Below are 16,563 nucleotides of genomic sequence, written 5' to 3'. Positions count from 1 at the left end.
CTGTGGTTTATGACATGGTTTGTGGGATTGTACTGTGGTTTTATTATGAGTTATGTTCTGACCCTATTTTTTTAGCTACTGCTAACTCATTGATTTTTCATTGTAGTTACCGGTGGTCTAAAAAAAGGGTTTTTTCCCTATTAGCGAAAGAATTATTTTACAAACAGGATGTTATCGTATTATCTTACTGTTCACTGCCGCACAGGCAGCTTAGAAATAATTGTCATTTTAGTCAAGTCGCATCGTAAAGTTCACTGCCGCACAGGCAGCTTAGAAATTATTAGGATTCATATTTCCAACATCCATTAAGTTCACTGCCGCACAGGCAGCTTAGAAATAATGAGATTAAGGCATCAGTACAATATATGAAGTTCACTGCCGCACAGGCAGCTTAGAAAAGAGAGATTAATAAGATGACAATGAAAGCAGTGTTCACTGCCGCACAGGCAGCTTAGAAAATCATAGCGCCTAATTTTCGAATATTATCAGAGTTCACTGCCGCACAGGCAGCTTAGAAAGTCACAGAGTACGTGCGACTCGCTACGGATATGTTCACTGCCGCACAGGCAGCTTAGAAAAGCTTCGAGCCACTAGAGCACGACACTCATGCGTTCACTGCCGCACAGGCAGCTTAGAAAAATCTACCTGCTAGTCAATATCTCCCGCGTAAGTTCACTGCCGCACAGGCAACAATCAAATCCTGGACCATGCTCTGATGCTATTTGGGGATCAAAATTGCGAGCGGAAGCGCATTTTGTAACTGACAACAGGGATAATGGCATCTTTTATTACTGACTTTATGAGTATTAGAGTAAGGTAAATAGCAGGTGGCATATCAATATATACCCGTCATACTTCAAGCTGCATATGTGTTGGCTGCTTTCGTCCTCCCAGTAACTTACTGGTGTAAGCTCTTGGGGATTTACTCAGTTGCCGCCTTCTTGCAACTCGAATTATTCTGAGTATAGAGAGAGTTATTTTTTGGAATAATATCCACTTGGTACCTAAATAAAGCGCTAACGGAAAAATAGCGCGGTGGATATCCCTCTAAGGAGTTTTATTTCCATGGAAAATGCTATTCATTCCTCTGATTTGAAAACGATCCTGCATTCAAAACGATCCAATATTTACTATTTAGAATATTGCCGCGTATTGGTTAATGGGGGGCGAGTTGAATATGTCACCGATGAAGGTAAACAATCTCTTTACTGGAATATCCCCATAGCGAACACCACCGTGATTATGCTGGGAACCGGGACATCGGTGACTCAGGCAGCTATGCGTGAGTTTGCCCGAGCAGGGGTCTTAGTCGGTTTTTGTGGCGGGGGTGGGACACCGCTTTTTGCGGCTAATGACGTAGAGGTCAATGTCTCGTGGCTCACTGCACAAAGCGAATACCGGCCAACCGAGTATCTGCACGATTGGGTCAGTTTCTGGTTCGATGATGAAAAAAGACTGGCAGCAGCTGTGGCTTTCCAGCGCATCAGGATCGCCCAAATTCAACAACATTGGCTTAGCAGCCACATACAGCGCGAATCTCTTTTTCCGGTTAATCACGATCAATTATTATTTATCCTCAGCCGTTTTGAGCAAAATTTAGCGAATTGTCTCACCAGTAATGACCTTATGGTTCAGGAAGCGGTATTAACAAAGGCACTCTATAAACTGGCTGCTAATACAGTGAATTACGGCGATTTCACCCGCGCTAAACGCGGTGGGGGCATCGATCTGGCTAATCGTTTTCTCGACCATGGGAATTACCTCGCTTATGGCTTAGCCGCGACGGCGACATGGGTTATTGGCTTACCCCATGGTCTGTCTGTTTTACACGGTAAGACCCGGCGTGGAGGTTTGGTTTTTGATGTGGCCGATTTAATTAAAGATGCGCTGGTATTACCGCAGGCATTTATTGTCGCCATGCAGGGAGAAGAGGAACAAGAATTTCGTCAGCGCTGCATTAGCGGGTTTCAACGAACAGAAGCGCTGGATGTGATGATTGATGGAATAAAAGAAACGGCAGCGTTATGTAGCCAGGTTCCGCGATGAATATTTTACTGATATCCCAATGCCACAAACGGGCGCTTGATGAAACCCGCCGTATTTTGGATCAGTTTGCTGAACGTAAAGGTGATCGGACATGGCAGACGGCAATAACGCAGGAAGGGCTAAATACATTACGTAAATTATTGCGTAGAACGGCGCGGCGTAATAGTGCGGTGGCCTGCCATTGGGTCAAAAGTAATAACCAAAGCGAGTTGTTATGGATTGTTGGGAATTTAAGGCGCTTTAATGCGCAGGGAACCGTGCCAACCAATACTACGCAACGGGATATCTTACGTAGTCAGGATGAAAACAGTTGGCACAGTGTGGAGACCATTGCACTGCTGGCCGGCATCGCTGGGTTATTTCATGATTTTGGTAAGGCCAATATATTATTTCAACAAGGGTTGCAAGGGCAGGGGAAAACATATCAACCCTATCGGCATGAGTGGGTTTCATTACGTTTATTCCAAGCTTTTGTTGAACAGAAAAATGATATTCAATGGCTCACAGCTTTAAGCCAAATTAATCCCGCTGACGAAACCACTTTAATGTCCAATTTGGTTAAAGATGGGCTAGACGACTATAACAACCCCCTCGCTGCATTACCTCCTTTTGCCAAGACTATCGCGTGGTTGATCCTTTCACACCATCGCTTACCCGTGTATCCCTCCAAGGATTATCATAGGCCACCTAAAGTAGAAGAAATAGATGATTGGTTGCACCAGCAGCTTATGCCGGTATGGAATTCGACCAATATGGACAGCGGTGACTGGCGCGAAAAAGATAAGCTGGATGTATGGAGTTTCCCGCATGGTACGCCACTACAAAGTGCCGAATGGTGTAAAAAGGCACAAAAGTTTGCCAAACGCGCTTTGCGGCAACCGTCATTGGTTAATCATGGTCACTTGGACCAGCGTTTTACCAGCCATATGGCGCGTCTGGCGTTAATGCTGGCCGATCATCATTATTCTTCATTACCGGCCACCCCAAGCTGGCAGGATAAAAACTATCAAGTATTTGCAAATACCCACAGTAAAATGAGGGGTGTGAATGCCCATAGTAAAACGATTGAAATGAAGCAGCGGCTGGATGAACATAATATTGGTGTGGGGCAGAACGCGCTGCTGCTTGGCCGCAGTTTGCCACATATCCGCAAAACCTTACCGTCGATCACTCGCCATAAAGGATTTAAACAACGCTCGGTTCAGGAAAAGTATCGTTGGCAAGATCAAGCCTTTGATCTGGCTGTCACGCTGCGCGAGCGTTCTCAGCAGCAAGGTTTTTTCGGCGTCAATATGGCCTCAACGGGGTGCGGTAAAACCTTTGCTAATGCCCGGATAATGTATGGTCTGGCTGATGAAAAACAGGGATGCCGCTTTTCTGTTGCTTTGGGCCTACGCACCTTAACCTTGCAGACCGGTACCGCATTGCAGCAGAAGTTAACCTTACAAAAGGACGATTTGGCCGTCTTGATTGGTTCTCAATCGGTCTTGCAATTATATCAATTAAATAACGATAAACTGGAACCTCGCGGAACTGGTAGTCAGTCGGCGGATAAGTTTTTTTCTGAGCATCAGTATGTCAGTTATGACGGCAGTTTGGATGATGGGCGTCTGAGCACTTGGTTAAGTAATAACGATAGATTAAAGCGTTTGCTCTGTGCGCCGGTACTGGTCTGCACCATTGACCACCTGATACCTGCCACCGAGAGCCTGCGGGGTGGCAAGCAGATAGCCCCAATGCTGCGTTTGCTAACCTCCGATTTAGTATTGGATGAACCGGATGATTTTGATCGCAATGACTTGCCCGCGCTATGCCGCTTGGTGAATTGGGCAGGCATGTTAGGTTCCCGCGTTCTGCTTTCGTCAGCCACATTGCCGCCAGCATTAGTACAAGCGTTGTTCAATGCTTATCGTGCGGGGCGGGCTGATTATCAACAAGCCTGCGGGCAACCGGATACGCCGGTTAATATTTGCTGTGCCTGGTTTGATGAACATGGCGTTGCACAGCAAGATATCCAGCAGTCAACAGATTTTATCCAACATCATGGCGATTTTATCACTCGCCGAGTGGGGAAACTGTCTACGGCAGAGGTGCTGCGCAGAGCCGAGTTAATACCGGTCAGCTCTGCCAGTGTGAAGAAAGGCTCGGTGCTAGATGCTATGGCGGCGGTGATGCGCGATTCTATGCTGCGCTTACATCAGGCACATCATCAAACTCACCCTTCTGAGAAAACCGTTTCAGTGGGTGTGGTCAGGATGGCTAATATTAATCCGCTGGTGGCGATTGCCCAGCGCTTATACGCGATGGCCGCGCCAGAAAATTACCGTATTCATTACTGTGTCTATCATAGTCAGCATCCGCTAGCGGTGCGTTCTGCTATTGAACGGCGGTTGGATGTGACGTTAACTCGCTATCAGCCTAATGCACTTTGGCAGATAGCCGAAATTGAACATGCACTACAGCACCATCCAGAGCAGCATCACCTATTTGTGGTGCTTGCCACCTCGGTGGTTGAAGTGGGTAGGGACCATGACTACGATTGGGCGCTAGCCGAACCCAGCTCTATGCGCTCGTTTATCCAGTTGGCAGGGCGTGTACAACGGCACCGGCAAGTCGCGCCGCCGGTGGCGAATATGCATATTCTGCAAAAGAATTTTAAGGCACTGACTCAAAGAGATCCGGCGATCCCCGTTTATTGCCAACCTGGTTTTGAGACCACCCGTTGTCGGCTGAACACCCACGATCTGGATAAGCTGCTCTTACCCTCACAATATAAAGTGATTAATGCCATCAGCCGTATTCAAGAAAGAACCAAACTCGAACCTCGAGATAATTTTGTTGATTTAGAACATCTTAGCTTGAGGTTGATATTGCAGGGTAGCACCGAGCCGTTGAAGTATTATGCCGCATTATGGTGGCGTAAACAGGCGACCTGGAGTGGGGAGCAGCAACGGTGCACCCCTTTCCGACAATCCAGCCCTGATGAACAGCGTAATCTGTGGATTGACGATGAAGCGGATAAACCGGTGTTTAAACGTCTTGATAGCGACCAGATTGAGTGGAAAGTCAGTGACGGGTTTCAGGACGTTGAACTGACACTGGCAGCAGGAAACAGTGCATGGATAGACACCGATTGTCTGCGGATTTATCAGTGGTTGGCAGAGTCATTAAATAAGGAATTAAACGAGGTTAGCCGGCAATTTGGTGAGGTCCGCCTGCTGCCCAAAAAAGATGGCGAGAGGTGGCATTATCATCCGCTATTAGGGGTGTTTGGCGCACTCGATTGACAGTTTTAATGGATTATACCCTAAATAATTCGAGTTGCAGGAAGGCAGCAAGCGAGAGAATCCCGATGAGCCTATTGTAGTAAGTGATTCGGGTTTTTGAGCGTAGCCCAGCGCACACGCAGCTTGAAGTATGGCGGGTATATATGTGAGGTGTTATGGAAGAGAATGGATTAGCGGCGTTTATTGTCTCTTATATCAAAAGCCGCGAGCAGCCAAAGCTTGAGGCTTTTGATAAAGAGGCAGAGAAAAGGCTGGCAGGGTTAACTCAGGCGGAAGATATTGCACTGGCCCAGCAAGAGATTGCCCAACAACGGCAGGAGTTGATAGCCCGTTATGAGGTGCGCAATTGGTTAACCGATGCGGCTAACCGTGCCGGACAAATAAAGTTAGCAACTCATGCACCTAAATACACTCATAGTGATTCAAAAAGTAGTGGTATTTTGAATATTGAGTTACAAAGTAAGAAAAAGGATTATTTCTCCAGCGTAGACCTCGCTGAACAAGCCAGTGATGTTATTGGTAATGCAGCCGTATTTGATCTTGTAAAGCTATTACAGAGTGAATGTGAAGGCGGCTCATTAATAAAGTGTTTAGAGCAAGGTGATAATTCAGTACTGAAACTATTCTCAAATGATGAAGAGTTAGTTGAAGAGTGGACTACAAAATTTAAAAGCATTTTGAATAATGAGAAATTCACGTCACATAAACTGGCCAAGCAATTTTATTTCCCGGTGGGGCCAGATCAATACCACTTGTTAAGTCCACTTTTCTCTTCATCACTGGCGCAGGCCATGCATCAACGTATTGCCGAAGCTCGTTTCAGTGACCAATCGAAAGAGGCCAAGGTTGCCCATAAAACAGGGAAATGGCACTCAGAGGCTAGGGTGATTTACCTCAAAACTGCGGTGCAAAATATTGGCGGTACCAAGCCCCAAAATATCTCTTACCTAAACAGCGTCCGTGGTGGAAAAGTTTGGTTACTGCCCTGTGGCGCACCGCCTTGGAAAAATATTCAGAAACCGCCAATAAAATATAGATCTATTTTTCATGATCGCAGTGAATTTACTGTACTGGCCCGCAATAACCTGTGGCAAATGCAGCAATATTTGCTGGGTGTCAAACCCCTGAGCAATACGATGGACATCCGCGCCGTTCGTTTGGCCTGCAGCGATGAAATCATTGATATTCTGTTTAACTATGTGGCTGAAATTCAAAATCTGGACGGTACCAATGGCTGGAGTGACGGTAAAGATTGTAAGTTAAAACGTTCACAGCAACTCTGGCTTGACCCGAACCGTGCTATGGATGATCCCGTATTTAAGCTTGAACGTGAGAAGGGGGATTGGAAACAAGAGGTCAGCCAAGACTTCGGTTACTGGTTAAATCGTTGGTTACAGCATGATGAACTGGTCTTTAGTTATGTTGAACAGCGGGAGTGGTCAAGCTTATTTAAGCAGCGGCTACGTGAATTTGAACAAGGTAGCCTGGAGACATGGTCATGAGCTCACTGATTGTTTTACATCAGGTGCGCGTTGAGAACGCCAATGCCATCGCGGGGTTAACTTATGGTTTCCCTGCGATCACCCATTTTCTGGGCTATAGCCACGCGTTGTCACGTAAATTGCAATCCAGTCACGGTTTAACACTACGGGGTTGTGCCGTTATCTGCCACCAACAGCAAGTTCATGCCTATTCCTCCGGACGCGATTATGTTTTCTCGCTAACGCGGAATCCACTCACTAAAGAGGCCAAAACCGCCGCCTTTAATGAAGAGGGCCGTATGCATATGACGGTGTCTCTAGTGATTGAATGTGATGGCACGATTGCTAATGGGGATGACGGTGCTAACGCGCTGGAAAATCATCTGGCGTCACTGTGCCTGACTCAGCGTTTAGCCGGGGGCACTATCACCAACATTCGCAGAGTTAAAGTCATTAATTATCCCGAAACCGAGGCCGCCACACGCAGATTATTGTGCCGCTTACTGCCAGGTTTTGCGTTACTGGACCGCTCTGAATTGTTGGCTGAACATCTTAACCAGCTAAGACAAACCAATCCACAGGCAGAAATGCTGGATGCCTGGCTCGATTTCTCTGCGCTCAAAATACAAGCCATTCCCCCGCAGAGCGATACGCCGGTGGAAAGCGGTGCTCCTGCACCGTGGGGTTATGTTGGTAAGCCAAAAACAGGGTATTTGGTCCCCATTGTCACTGGTTATCGTGCCATTTCACCGCTGTATGCGCCGGGTGAAGTGGATAAAACCCGTGACCCGCATACGCCGTTCCGCTTTGTTGAATCCCTTTATGGCATCGGTGAGTGGCGCGGGTTGCACCGCATAAAGGATCTGCGTCAATTGCTCTGGGGCTATCACCAGGAAGGCGATAACTACCTCTGTCGCTGTGCACTCCCGGCATCGGTTGATACCTATCTATTAAATGATGAAGAATAATTTTAAAGGATCTAAAAATGGCTAAAGCAACGATTAAAACCGCTTCTGTACTGGCATTTGAACGTAAGTTATCCAATTCCGACGCCATGATGTATGCCGGTAACTGGGGGCAAACCGACAACTGGCAGCCTATCATCATTAAAGAAAAAGCGGTGCGGGGCACCATCTCCAACCGGTTGAAAAATGCCCTGGCATCTGATCCGGCAAAACTGGATGCAGAGATCCAAAAAGCAAACTTACAACGTGTGGATGTGGCCGCACTGCCGTTTGATACTGACACCCTGAAAATGAGTTTTACACTGCGGGTGCTGGGCAACCTCGCTACGCCATCAGTGTGTAATGATCAGGAATATCAGGCTGAACTGGCCAGTGTTATTAATGGCTATATCAGTGAGCAGAGTTTTAGTGTGCTGGCGGCGCGCTATGCTGAGAATCTGGCTAATGGCCGTTTCTTGTGGCGCAACCGGGTCGGGGCTGAAGATATTAAAGTGTGTATCACCAGCCAAACGAAGAGTTATCAATTTGATAGCAATGAATTTAGCTTGCGTCAATTTAGCCAACCCAGCAAGGAACTGACTGCGCTGGCACAAGAAATAGAACAAGGTTTAGCGGGCAACGGTTTTGCCTTTTTCACCGTTGATGCTTTTGTTCGTTTAGGCAACGGGCAGGAAGTGTTCCCGTCTCAGGAATTGGTGCTGGACAGCAACAGTAAGAAAAGCAAAGTGTTATATCAGATTGATGGTATTGCGGCCCTGCATTCACAGAAAGTGGGTAATGCGTTACGTACCATTGATGATTGGTATCCAGATGCCACTGAGTTGGCTTTGGGGCCAATTGCCGTTGAACCCTATGGCTCGGTGACCAGCCGGGGTAAAGCCTATCGGCAGCCAAAACAAAAAATGGATTTCTACACCTTATTGGACAACTGGGTGACAAAAGGCACGGTACCGGCGGTCGAACAGCAACATTATGTGATGGCAACCTTGATCCGTGGTGGTGTCTTTGGTGAGAAAGGCGAATAAAGGAGGGGGCATGGATCATTATCTTGATATACGAGTGCTTCCTGATCCTGAATTTAGCGCTCAGACGTTATTGGAAGCCTTGTTTGCCAAATTACACCGCGCACTGGTGGCGACAATTCCGGGGCGGGTAGGCGTCAGTTTTCCCACTGCAGGCAAGACACTGGGGAGCCAATTACGTCTCCATGGTAGCCGCGGCGATTTACTTGAGTTGCAGTCCGCCGGGTGGCTGAAAGGTTTACAGGATTACTGTGAATGCAGTGAGATCTTGGCAGTGCCTGCCGACGTGAAGCACCGGACCATCAGGCGTGTGCAGGTAAAAAGCAGTGCTCAACGGTTACGTCGCCGCTCGGTTAGCAAAGGGTGGTTAACCGAGGAGCAAGCCAGGTTACGTATTCCGGATAGCCATGATAAGCGCTGTAATTTGCCTTTTCTGCGTTTAAAAAGCCGTTCCAGTGAACAGTATTTTCTATTGTTTATCGAGCAAGGTACTTTGCAGACGTCAGCCACTACCGGTGAGTTCAGCGCTTATGGCCTAAGCGTTAACGCAACGATCCCTTGGTTTTGATTCTTTTTGGCCAGTGTTAACGTATTGATTTTATGTTGCACTGGCCAATAGTTAAAGAATCACTTATATCCGTTATTTTATGGGGCAAAAATACCGCTTGGCGGGCGAACTTCCCGCGCGATCCGCTTGCCAGCGGTGTAATCATTAATGACATCGCACGGGGTGTAGTTACGCTCTAATTCAAAACATTCTTCGTCAACCGACGTTATGTTCGGGCCAAAGTATTTATGCACTGTAGCGGAACACACGATGACCATGGCTCCGTCCTCACGGCCTTTCCCCATTAGCCAACGTGCCGTTCTTGTGTGCTAATCCGTACCAGCAGATTAAGTGCACCAAGTGTGAGCGCCGAGGAGAGAGGCTGGGGGTAAGCATCGCCACCATCTGGATGTAAATGCACCCAGATGGTGGGGTTTATAGATTCGTTTGGGGACGGGAAAGTCCCCTGGCGTTGGCTAAAATATATTCACAGCAGACTAACTTTTTCAGCAACAATAAGCTAAAATATTAGTTCTATTATATTAAGTACTCATTCTTTAAAGCAGAAATATTTTAGTTAACATAGGGCTATAATAGTAGCTCTATTTAAGTCTAGTTCTCAGTGCTATCCTTTAGTCTAGGTTTTATTTTTTAACAATGTTAATAATTTGAATATGATGCAATGATCACGGTTTTTTATATATTGATTTTTATTGAAAATAATGTGTGAAAAATGTATGGTGCATGTAGGCGTAAAGTAAATTTGGTCTGCTATGATAATTAATTATTTTGATAATGAAAGTATTAATGAAGATATAAAAAACTATATCCAACGCAGGATAAAAGCCTATGGTAATATCCGCTACTCTTATTTACTAATGAACAAAAAATTACCGTTGCATCCAGCAATTATATCGAACTACCCGCTAGACTGGGTAAAAAAATACAAGAAGAATAGTTATCATCTGATCGACCCTGTGATTTTGACCGCCAAAGGCAAAGTTGCGCCATTTGCATGGGATGACAATTCAGTCATCAATATAAAATCAACCGACTCAGCCGTGTTCAACCTCGCCAGAGAATATAATATTGTTAATGGCTATACCTTCGTTCTTCATGATAATAACAATAATATGGCGACCTTGAATGTTTCAAGTGGCGATGATGATAGTATTTTTTTCGATGAAAGCATCGAGGTGAACAAAGAAAAAATACAAATGTTACTTATCTTAATTCATGATAAAATGCTCAACCTATATAATAAGAATTATCATGAAAACAATGAATTAAATAAAAAAGAAAATAAAAGAGAAATTTTCTCTCCTCGGGAGAATGAAATTCTGTACTGGGCCAGTGTAGGCAAAACCTACTCTGAAGTTGCTATAATTTTAGGCATTAAAAAAAGCACAGTGAAATTTCATATTGGTAACATTGTTAGGAAATTAGGTGTTCTCAATGCCAAACATGCAATAAGACTTGGCATTGAGTTACAATTGATCAAACCTATTTAGTAATACTGGCCCTCGTTGCATTTTCCTGATCAACTGCTGTTGGCTATTATTGTCAATGCTCAAGTGTAAAAGATAGATAAATTTATTCCTCTCCGATTCCTCTTGATTAAGTACTGTAATACCCCACCCAGAGCGTTTCAGTATTGTATACATGCCTCTGCTAACAACAGTCAATATACCTTTATATCCACGATGTTAGGTTGTTAGTACAAACGTTGAACGTATTTTATGTGATGAGATGAATGTAGAGATAAGTGTAATGCCGAGTTATTGCTTTTTTTAACTTTCTATTTATATGGTTCTCGTGGCATATATTCACCCGAATCACTTACTACAGTAAGCTCATCGGGGCTCTCTCGCTTGCCGCCTTCCTGCAACTTGAATTATTTAGGGTATAAAAATAAAACTGCTGACAAACCCCGATGACTCAATCTTGAACGGTGAGGATAGGCAGAGGAGTAAAGCGTCCGCGCCAGGGAGGGCGCGGCTCGAGCCCCCAGGGAAGGCTATTTTTATACAGGGAAGCCAGCGTCTTTACGATCTGCCTGTTCTCTCCGTTGCAGGCACTTTGTCAATAACCTCAAATGCATCTTTTTTATTTTCACATTTTGCTTGTATGAGTGGTATTTAGGCGATAAAGCACCAAGTAATCGGGTTTTTAAGTAAAAAGTGACATCAAACCGGACTTTTTAGTAAGAAGTAGCTATAACGAAACATCATTTCATTTTTTGATTGTAAAGGATGTTCATGTGGACCGCAGTCCTTCTCTTTTTACGAATAAAAAGTTCGTTTTCTTCGGTGCAACCTTCTGTTGTCTACTTTGGGGGAGTGCTTATCCGGCAATAAAAAACGGCTATCAATTGTTCAATATTTCGCCTGATGATATTCCCAGCAAGATGGTGTTTGCAGGATATCGTTTTTTATTAGCCGGATTGGTATTGCTGCTTTTTGCGGTCGCCAGTGGTAAGGCAATCGGGCGTCTTAAAAAGGGACAATATCAGCAAATTGCTATTTTGGGGTTGACCCAAACGGCGGTGCAGTATGTATTTTTTTATATAGGTTTGGCTTACACTACTGGAGTGAAAGGTTCAATCATGAATGCGACGGGGACATTCTTCAGTGTCCTGCTTGCTCATTACCTCTATAAAAATGACCGGTTAACGTTGAATAAAATCATTGGCTGCGCACTGGGTTTTGTGGGTGTGATGGTGGTCAACGTGGGTTCAGATTTTATGGATTTCAATTTTTCGCTGCTCGGTGAGGGGTCTGTAGTATTAGCCGCATTTATTCTCTCAGCGGCCAGCATTTACGGTAAGCGTATTTCGCAGACGATGGATACCACGGTGATGACTGGCTATCAGTTGGCGATCGGTGGGTTGGTGTTAACCCTTGGGGGCTATCTATTTGGTGGGCATCTCAGTGATTTTGGCTGGCAAGCATTGTTGCTACTGGGATATCTGGTACTACTGTCATCGGTCGCTTTCGCTCTTTGGAGCTTATTACTTAAATATAATCGTGTCGGTATGGTGGCACCGTTTAACTTTTTAATCCCGGTATCTGGTGCGGTTCTTTCCGCTATCTTCCTGCATGAGAGTATTTTGGAATGGAAAAACGCCATCGCGTTGGCCTTGGTCTGCGTCGGGATTGTTTTGGTGAATAAAATCAAATCGACGTAGAGAGAGTTGCTAGAGCCGCTCTCTCATTCGGATTAAGCGATAAAATGGAATTAAATAATAAAGCGAATTGAGGCATAAAGCAGCTTGAAACTTATTCACTGACCGTGAAAACCGCGTCAGTGAATAAATAGATTAAGCTTTATCGGTGACGATTTTAACCCCAACCCGGCTGACACGATCTGATTCCATTTCGGCAATTGTCCAGGTCAGACCGTCCCACTCAATTTGGTCACCAATAACGGGTTCCCCACCAAAGAGGTATAAAACAAATTGGCCCAGAGTTTGTTGTTTATCAATGGCAGGTTCCAGATTAAGACCATAAATCTGTGAGATATCTTGGAGTTTAGCATCCGCATCAAGAATGAAATCACCGAAGAAGCGCTCATCCAATTGAATGTTGGGTGATTGGCTGAACAGTTTACCTAGCGCCGGTAAGTCATGCTCCTGTCCGATAACACACAAGATATCGCCTTCTTTTAAGCGGGTACTACCGGTGGGGTGCAATAAATCTTTGCCACGGAACAGGGCGGCGATACGTGTTCCTTGTGGCATTTTTAAATCGCGCAACGTGGCCCCAATGCACCATTTATCGCAACTAAGCTGGTAAATAAACTGTTCCCATTGATTGTTCATATCAATATCTAAGCCAATGCGGGAAACCGGTGCCAGCGTAGGTGGCACCACTAATTTTGCTTTGCGGGCAGCAAATGACAGGGTGGTACCCTGTAAAAGTAATGATACCAGCACGACGAAGAAGGCCACATTGAAGAAGAGATTGGCATTGGGCAAGCCAGCCATCATTGGGAACACCGCCAGAATAACCGGGACGGCACCGCGTAAGCCAACCCACGAGATAAAGACACGCTCGCGTAGATTGAAGCTACGAAATGGTAGCAGGCCAATAAAGACAGAGAGTGGCCGGGCGAACAAAATCATCCATAGTGACAAAAGCAGAGCTGGAATGGCGATGGGTAACAGGTCGCTTGGATTAAGCAGCAACCCTAATACCAGGAACATGCCAATCTGGCTGAGCCAGGCAAGTCCATCGAAAGTTTGTAATATCCCGGCACGGTTACGAATAGGGCGGTTACCCAGTAACAATCCACAGAGATAGACAGCAAGAATGCCGCTGCCGTTCAGTGCGGTCGCAAGAGCAAACACTAGAATCCCGCCACTGACGGCCAGCAAAGGGTATAAGCCGTTGGCCAATTCCATTCTGTTGATTAACAACAGCAGTAACCCACCGCCGAACAGACCAATTATGATGCCCAACCCAAACTGTTGGATCAAATGCACCAAGAACATCCAGCTTAGGCTAGTTTCACCCGCGGCAATCATTGCGATCAGCGTGACGGTCAAAAAGACCGCCATTGGATCATTACTGCCTGACTCAATCTCTAGGGTAGCGCTGACACGTTCGTTGAGGCCTTTTCCACCTAATAAAGAGAATACGGCTGCGGCATCAGTTGAACCAATAATTGCGCCGATTAATAAGCCCTGAATAATATCTAAGTTGAACAGCCAGGCGGCCACCAAACCGGTCAGCCCGGCGGTAATGATTACCCCGAATGTCGCCAGGGAGAGTGCTGGCCATAGCGCAACACGGAAGGATGAGGCTCGCGTTCGCATACCACCATCTAGCAGGATCACGGCTAATGCCAGGTTACTGACCAGATAAGCGGCCGGATAGTTATCAAAAGCAATACCGCCCAACCCATCAGTACCGGCCAACATACCGATAGCGAGGAAGATAACCAGGATAGGGATCCCTAACCGAGATGAAAATGAACTGAGTAAAATACTGGCTCCCACCAGCACTGCGCCGACCAAAAAAAGACTATTAATCGTGATGGCGTCCAAAATGGGCGTTCTCCTGATGCAATATATAAAGAAGTGGGGGGTAGGCGAATGTTACAGTCACATTATTATACACAAAATTATGGGTTTCGATGAGACGATATAACCTAATTCAAGGTGTTAAATCGTTATATTGGCCTTCTTTGGCGTTGTAGCCGCACTCTTACTCAAATCACTGAGTAGGTTAGCTATGGGGGATTTATTAGCGAGCCGCTTTGCAGAAACGCCAATGATGTTAAGTAGAGATAGGTGAGAAGAGCACTGGCAGAGCGCTCACCTTTCATTTCCCAGAGGGGAATCAAGGGTGAGCGTTGGGGGATAACGCTAGTCGCGTTTGAGGGTTGCCAGCGTTCGTCTCAAGATTTCTGCCGTCAACATTTTTTCCTGTTCAGGAAGGTTATCGACGGAAAACTGTGAGAGCTCATTAACCAAGACGCTACGATCTTTTCCGGTGATCGCGCCGTCTAGTGCTCCGCTAAGGCGGCTTACCAGGGCAAATAGCGTAGGAAACTCGGTGTTTACGTTAGAATCAGGCGCAAGGCCATTCTCGATATCTTCTTGTTTTTTCATCACAATTCCTCTTTGTTGTCACTGAAAATGAAACAAATTCTGATAAAACTCAACAGAATAGTTGTCCTGAAAACAGGGCACACAGTGAGGTATTAGCCATTCAGCCATCAGCATGATGGTTGAACAGTGTAGCCGCTTCGCAACACAAACGGTATGCAGATATTTATATTCGTTAGCGATAATATTATTAATCAAAAGAATAATTCTATCGGGAAACCTTTCGCTGTAGCTTTCCGTAAAACAAGAATCTCAGCCAAGGAACCCGGCAATGGATTTCATACAGCAAGAACGCTATCAAGCAAATGAACATCATTCCTAACAGGAAACCCCGTCCATTATTGTCAATCTGCGGTGTAATGAATGCGCCATAAATTAAGGTTAGAGGATGATGTACCAGATATACCCGTCGCCCTTCAAGATGCAGGGGTGTTAGCTGCCCTTGCTCACCCCAGTCACTGACTTGTTGTTGACCTTAAAATAAATAAGCTCCTGGGGATTAATGAGCCTCATCCCTGAGACTCACCCTGCGGGCAGCATAAATGCTGTTCAAATGGATCCCCGACCCATTTGTTACTCGGTTGCTGCCTACCTGCCTCTTGAAGTCACTTGGGTATAAATGAACAGTGAGGCGTTAACCAGATAAGTGATGCGGGCAGAGGGGAAATTCAATAGCCGATACCCCAGAGAGTAAACTACATTGGTCATGGTGACCCCCGTCAGGGTTTTGATTATCATATCCAGTTCAAAGGAAAAAAATCAGCAGTATTAAGGTGTTGGTTTGTGTAGTAAGCGAGAAATAAAAATAGTGATGCCAGCAAAGCGCCAGGTGAAAATACAATAAATAACTGTTTAAGTTGTGGATAAACAAAGCTGTAAGCACCGAGAAGAAAGAAGGGAAGATAAAACAATGTTTCCATGAAAAAGAAATTAAAGACGCTACTGAAGAATATTTCTGGATTAAGAATAAATAACGCTCTGCGTATTATGGAGTAGCCTAATGCATATAACAACAATAATAGTGAGACTTTTCCTATGTTATTAATTTCATTTATAAAGAAAGGTACTAATGGTGCGTTATTCTTGATTTTTTTGAACCAGTAAAAACAGATTCCAGTAAACAACGTGAGAGTTAACAGAAACCACAAATGAGAAATCACTTCCCAAATAGCAACATTTATCTTTTGATAAATTGTAAGTAAATGCCAATCTTGTAATTTTGGGGTGTAATTTTTGAGTAAAAATAACTGGGGCAAGATAATGAGTGGAATGGCGCTCAGTAGGGGAATGACTACTCGCTCTAAAAGCACCTGAAGCCAGTAAAGACGTTCAGGGCGCTGATATAGCATAAATGAGAAATAACCAGAAATAACAAAGAATACCTGCATGCGAAAAGCATGAGTGAAATCATTTAGTAATGTAAATACCAGCGATGGGTGATGACTATTTATCGCCCAAGGGTAACTGGAGTAAATAAGAGAAAGATGAAAAGGGATACCCAGTAACATCAAATAGGCACGGATGGCATCTGGGAAATACTCTCGTGGTGTCGTATTTTCATTCATATTTATTCACTATTTGTTATCGTTATTAGAATTATGAGT

The 16,563-nt window shown here is 45.1% G+C and carries 10 protein-coding genes, 3 pseudogenes and 1 CRISPR repeat array; of the genes and pseudogenes, 8 read left to right on the top strand and 5 right to left on the bottom strand.

The features are described 5' to 3' along the window. Positions 1-189: 189 nt before the first annotated feature. Positions 190-698: direct repeats of the CRISPR family, unit length 28 nt; unit sequence GTTCACTGCCGCACAGGCAGCTTAGAAA. A gap of 367 nt (positions 699-1,065) precedes the next feature. The 6 genes from cas1f (at position 1,066) to cas6f (ending at position 9,369) form a co-directional block, all read left to right on the top strand. Next, positions 1,066-2,046: a type I-F CRISPR-associated endonuclease Cas1f gene (cas1f, locus tag AC971_RS18995; RefSeq protein ID WP_025384239.1), complete on the top strand. Its 981-nt coding sequence runs from the start codon at positions 1,066-1,068 to the stop codon at positions 2,044-2,046. Then, a complete protein-coding gene (cas3f, locus tag AC971_RS18990) occupies positions 2,043-5,333 on the top strand; it encodes a type I-F CRISPR-associated helicase Cas3f (RefSeq protein ID WP_025384238.1) in 3,291 nt (1,096 codons plus the stop codon). The genes cas1f and cas3f overlap by 4 nt, the downstream gene beginning before the upstream one ends. A 155-nt stretch (positions 5,334-5,488) precedes the next feature. Continuing rightward, positions 5,489-6,835, top strand: coding sequence for a type I-F CRISPR-associated protein Csy1 (gene csy1, locus AC971_RS18985; protein WP_025384237.1), 1,347 nt, complete (start codon positions 5,489-5,491; stop codon positions 6,833-6,835). Then, positions 6,832-7,782 (top strand): type I-F CRISPR-associated protein Csy2, encoded by a 951-nt coding sequence (gene csy2 / locus AC971_RS18980; RefSeq protein ID WP_025384236.1) that lies wholly within the window; start codon positions 6,832-6,834, stop codon positions 7,780-7,782. The genes csy1 and csy2 overlap by 4 nt, the downstream gene beginning before the upstream one ends. Positions 7,783-7,799: 17 nt before the next feature. Next, positions 7,800-8,804 (top strand): type I-F CRISPR-associated protein Csy3, encoded by a 1,005-nt coding sequence (gene csy3, locus AC971_RS18975; RefSeq protein ID WP_002211867.1) that lies wholly within the window; start codon positions 7,800-7,802, stop codon positions 8,802-8,804. 10 nt (positions 8,805-8,814) lie between these two features. Then, positions 8,815-9,369: a type I-F CRISPR-associated endoribonuclease Cas6/Csy4 gene (gene cas6f, locus AC971_RS18970; RefSeq protein ID WP_025384235.1), complete on the top strand. Its 555-nt coding sequence runs from the start codon at positions 8,815-8,817 to the stop codon at positions 9,367-9,369. 77 nt (positions 9,370-9,446) lie between these two features. Here the strand turns inward: cas6f and AC971_RS24470 are convergent. Beyond that, positions 9,447-9,563: pseudogene (locus AC971_RS24470) on the bottom strand (aldo/keto reductase); the annotation flags it as partial. Between the two features lie 558 nt (positions 9,564-10,121). On the opposite strand from AC971_RS24470, the gene AC971_RS18960 reads away from it, so the two are divergent. Then, complete coding sequence (locus tag AC971_RS18960; RefSeq protein WP_025384233.1) at positions 10,122-10,859, top strand: helix-turn-helix transcriptional regulator; 738 nt, start codon at positions 10,122-10,124, stop codon at positions 10,857-10,859. Between the two features lie 12 nt (positions 10,860-10,871). On the opposite strand, the pseudogene AC971_RS23515 reads toward AC971_RS18960, so the two are convergent. Then, a pseudogene (locus AC971_RS23515) lies at positions 10,872-11,054 on the bottom strand (acyl-homoserine-lactone synthase); the annotation flags it as partial. A gap of 554 nt (positions 11,055-11,608) precedes the next feature. Here AC971_RS23515 and AC971_RS18955 point away from each other — a divergent pair. Further along, positions 11,609-12,535, top strand: a complete 927-nt coding sequence (locus AC971_RS18955) for a DMT family transporter (RefSeq protein WP_025384232.1) — start codon at positions 11,609-11,611, stop codon at positions 12,533-12,535. Between the two features lie 132 nt (positions 12,536-12,667). On the opposite strand, the gene AC971_RS18950 is transcribed toward AC971_RS18955, so the two are convergent. From AC971_RS18950 to mdoC, 3 genes and pseudogenes are all read right to left on the bottom strand, one after another. Then, positions 12,668-14,395, bottom strand: a complete 1,728-nt coding sequence (locus AC971_RS18950; protein ID WP_025384231.1) for a potassium/proton antiporter — start codon at positions 14,393-14,395, stop codon at positions 12,668-12,670. 321 nt (positions 14,396-14,716) lie between these two features. Further along, positions 14,717-14,962 carry a hypothetical protein gene (locus tag AC971_RS18945; protein WP_025384230.1) on the bottom strand — a complete coding sequence of 82 codons (246 nt, stop codon included), beginning with the start codon at positions 14,960-14,962 and terminating at the stop codon, positions 14,717-14,719. 612 nt (positions 14,963-15,574) lie between these two features. Continuing rightward, positions 15,575-16,524: pseudogene (gene mdoC / locus AC971_RS18940) on the bottom strand (glucans biosynthesis protein MdoC); the annotation flags it as partial. Positions 16,525-16,563 lie beyond the last annotated feature (39 nt).

Source organism: Yersinia similis, from assembly GCF_001053095.1.
GTDB classification, from domain to species: Bacteria; Pseudomonadota; Gammaproteobacteria; order Enterobacterales; family Enterobacteriaceae; genus Yersinia; species Yersinia similis.
Note: the sequence above shows the minus strand (reverse complement) of the source record. Positions and strands in the feature narration are given on the sequence as shown.

Bases quoted from the DNA above. Each gene is read 5' to 3' on its own strand.
- cas1f (WP_025384239.1), top strand. From the start codon at position 1,066: ATGGAAAATGCTATTCATTCCTCTGATTTGAAAACGATCCTGCATTCA.
- cas3f (WP_025384238.1), top strand. From the start codon at position 2,043: ATGAATATTTTACTGATATCCCAATGCCACAAACGGGCGCTTGATGAA.
- csy1 (WP_025384237.1), top strand. From the start codon at position 5,489: ATGGAAGAGAATGGATTAGCGGCGTTTATTGTCTCTTATATCAAAAGC.
- csy2 (WP_025384236.1), top strand. From the start codon at position 6,832: ATGAGCTCACTGATTGTTTTACATCAGGTGCGCGTTGAGAACGCCAAT.
- csy3 (WP_002211867.1), top strand. From the start codon at position 7,800: ATGGCTAAAGCAACGATTAAAACCGCTTCTGTACTGGCATTTGAACGT.
- cas6f (WP_025384235.1), top strand. From the start codon at position 8,815: ATGGATCATTATCTTGATATACGAGTGCTTCCTGATCCTGAATTTAGC.
- AC971_RS18960 (WP_025384233.1), top strand. From the start codon at position 10,122: ATGATAATTAATTATTTTGATAATGAAAGTATTAATGAAGATATAAAA.
- AC971_RS18945 (WP_025384230.1), bottom strand. From the start codon at position 14,962: ATGAAAAAACAAGAAGATATCGAGAATGGCCTTGCGCCTGATTCTAAC.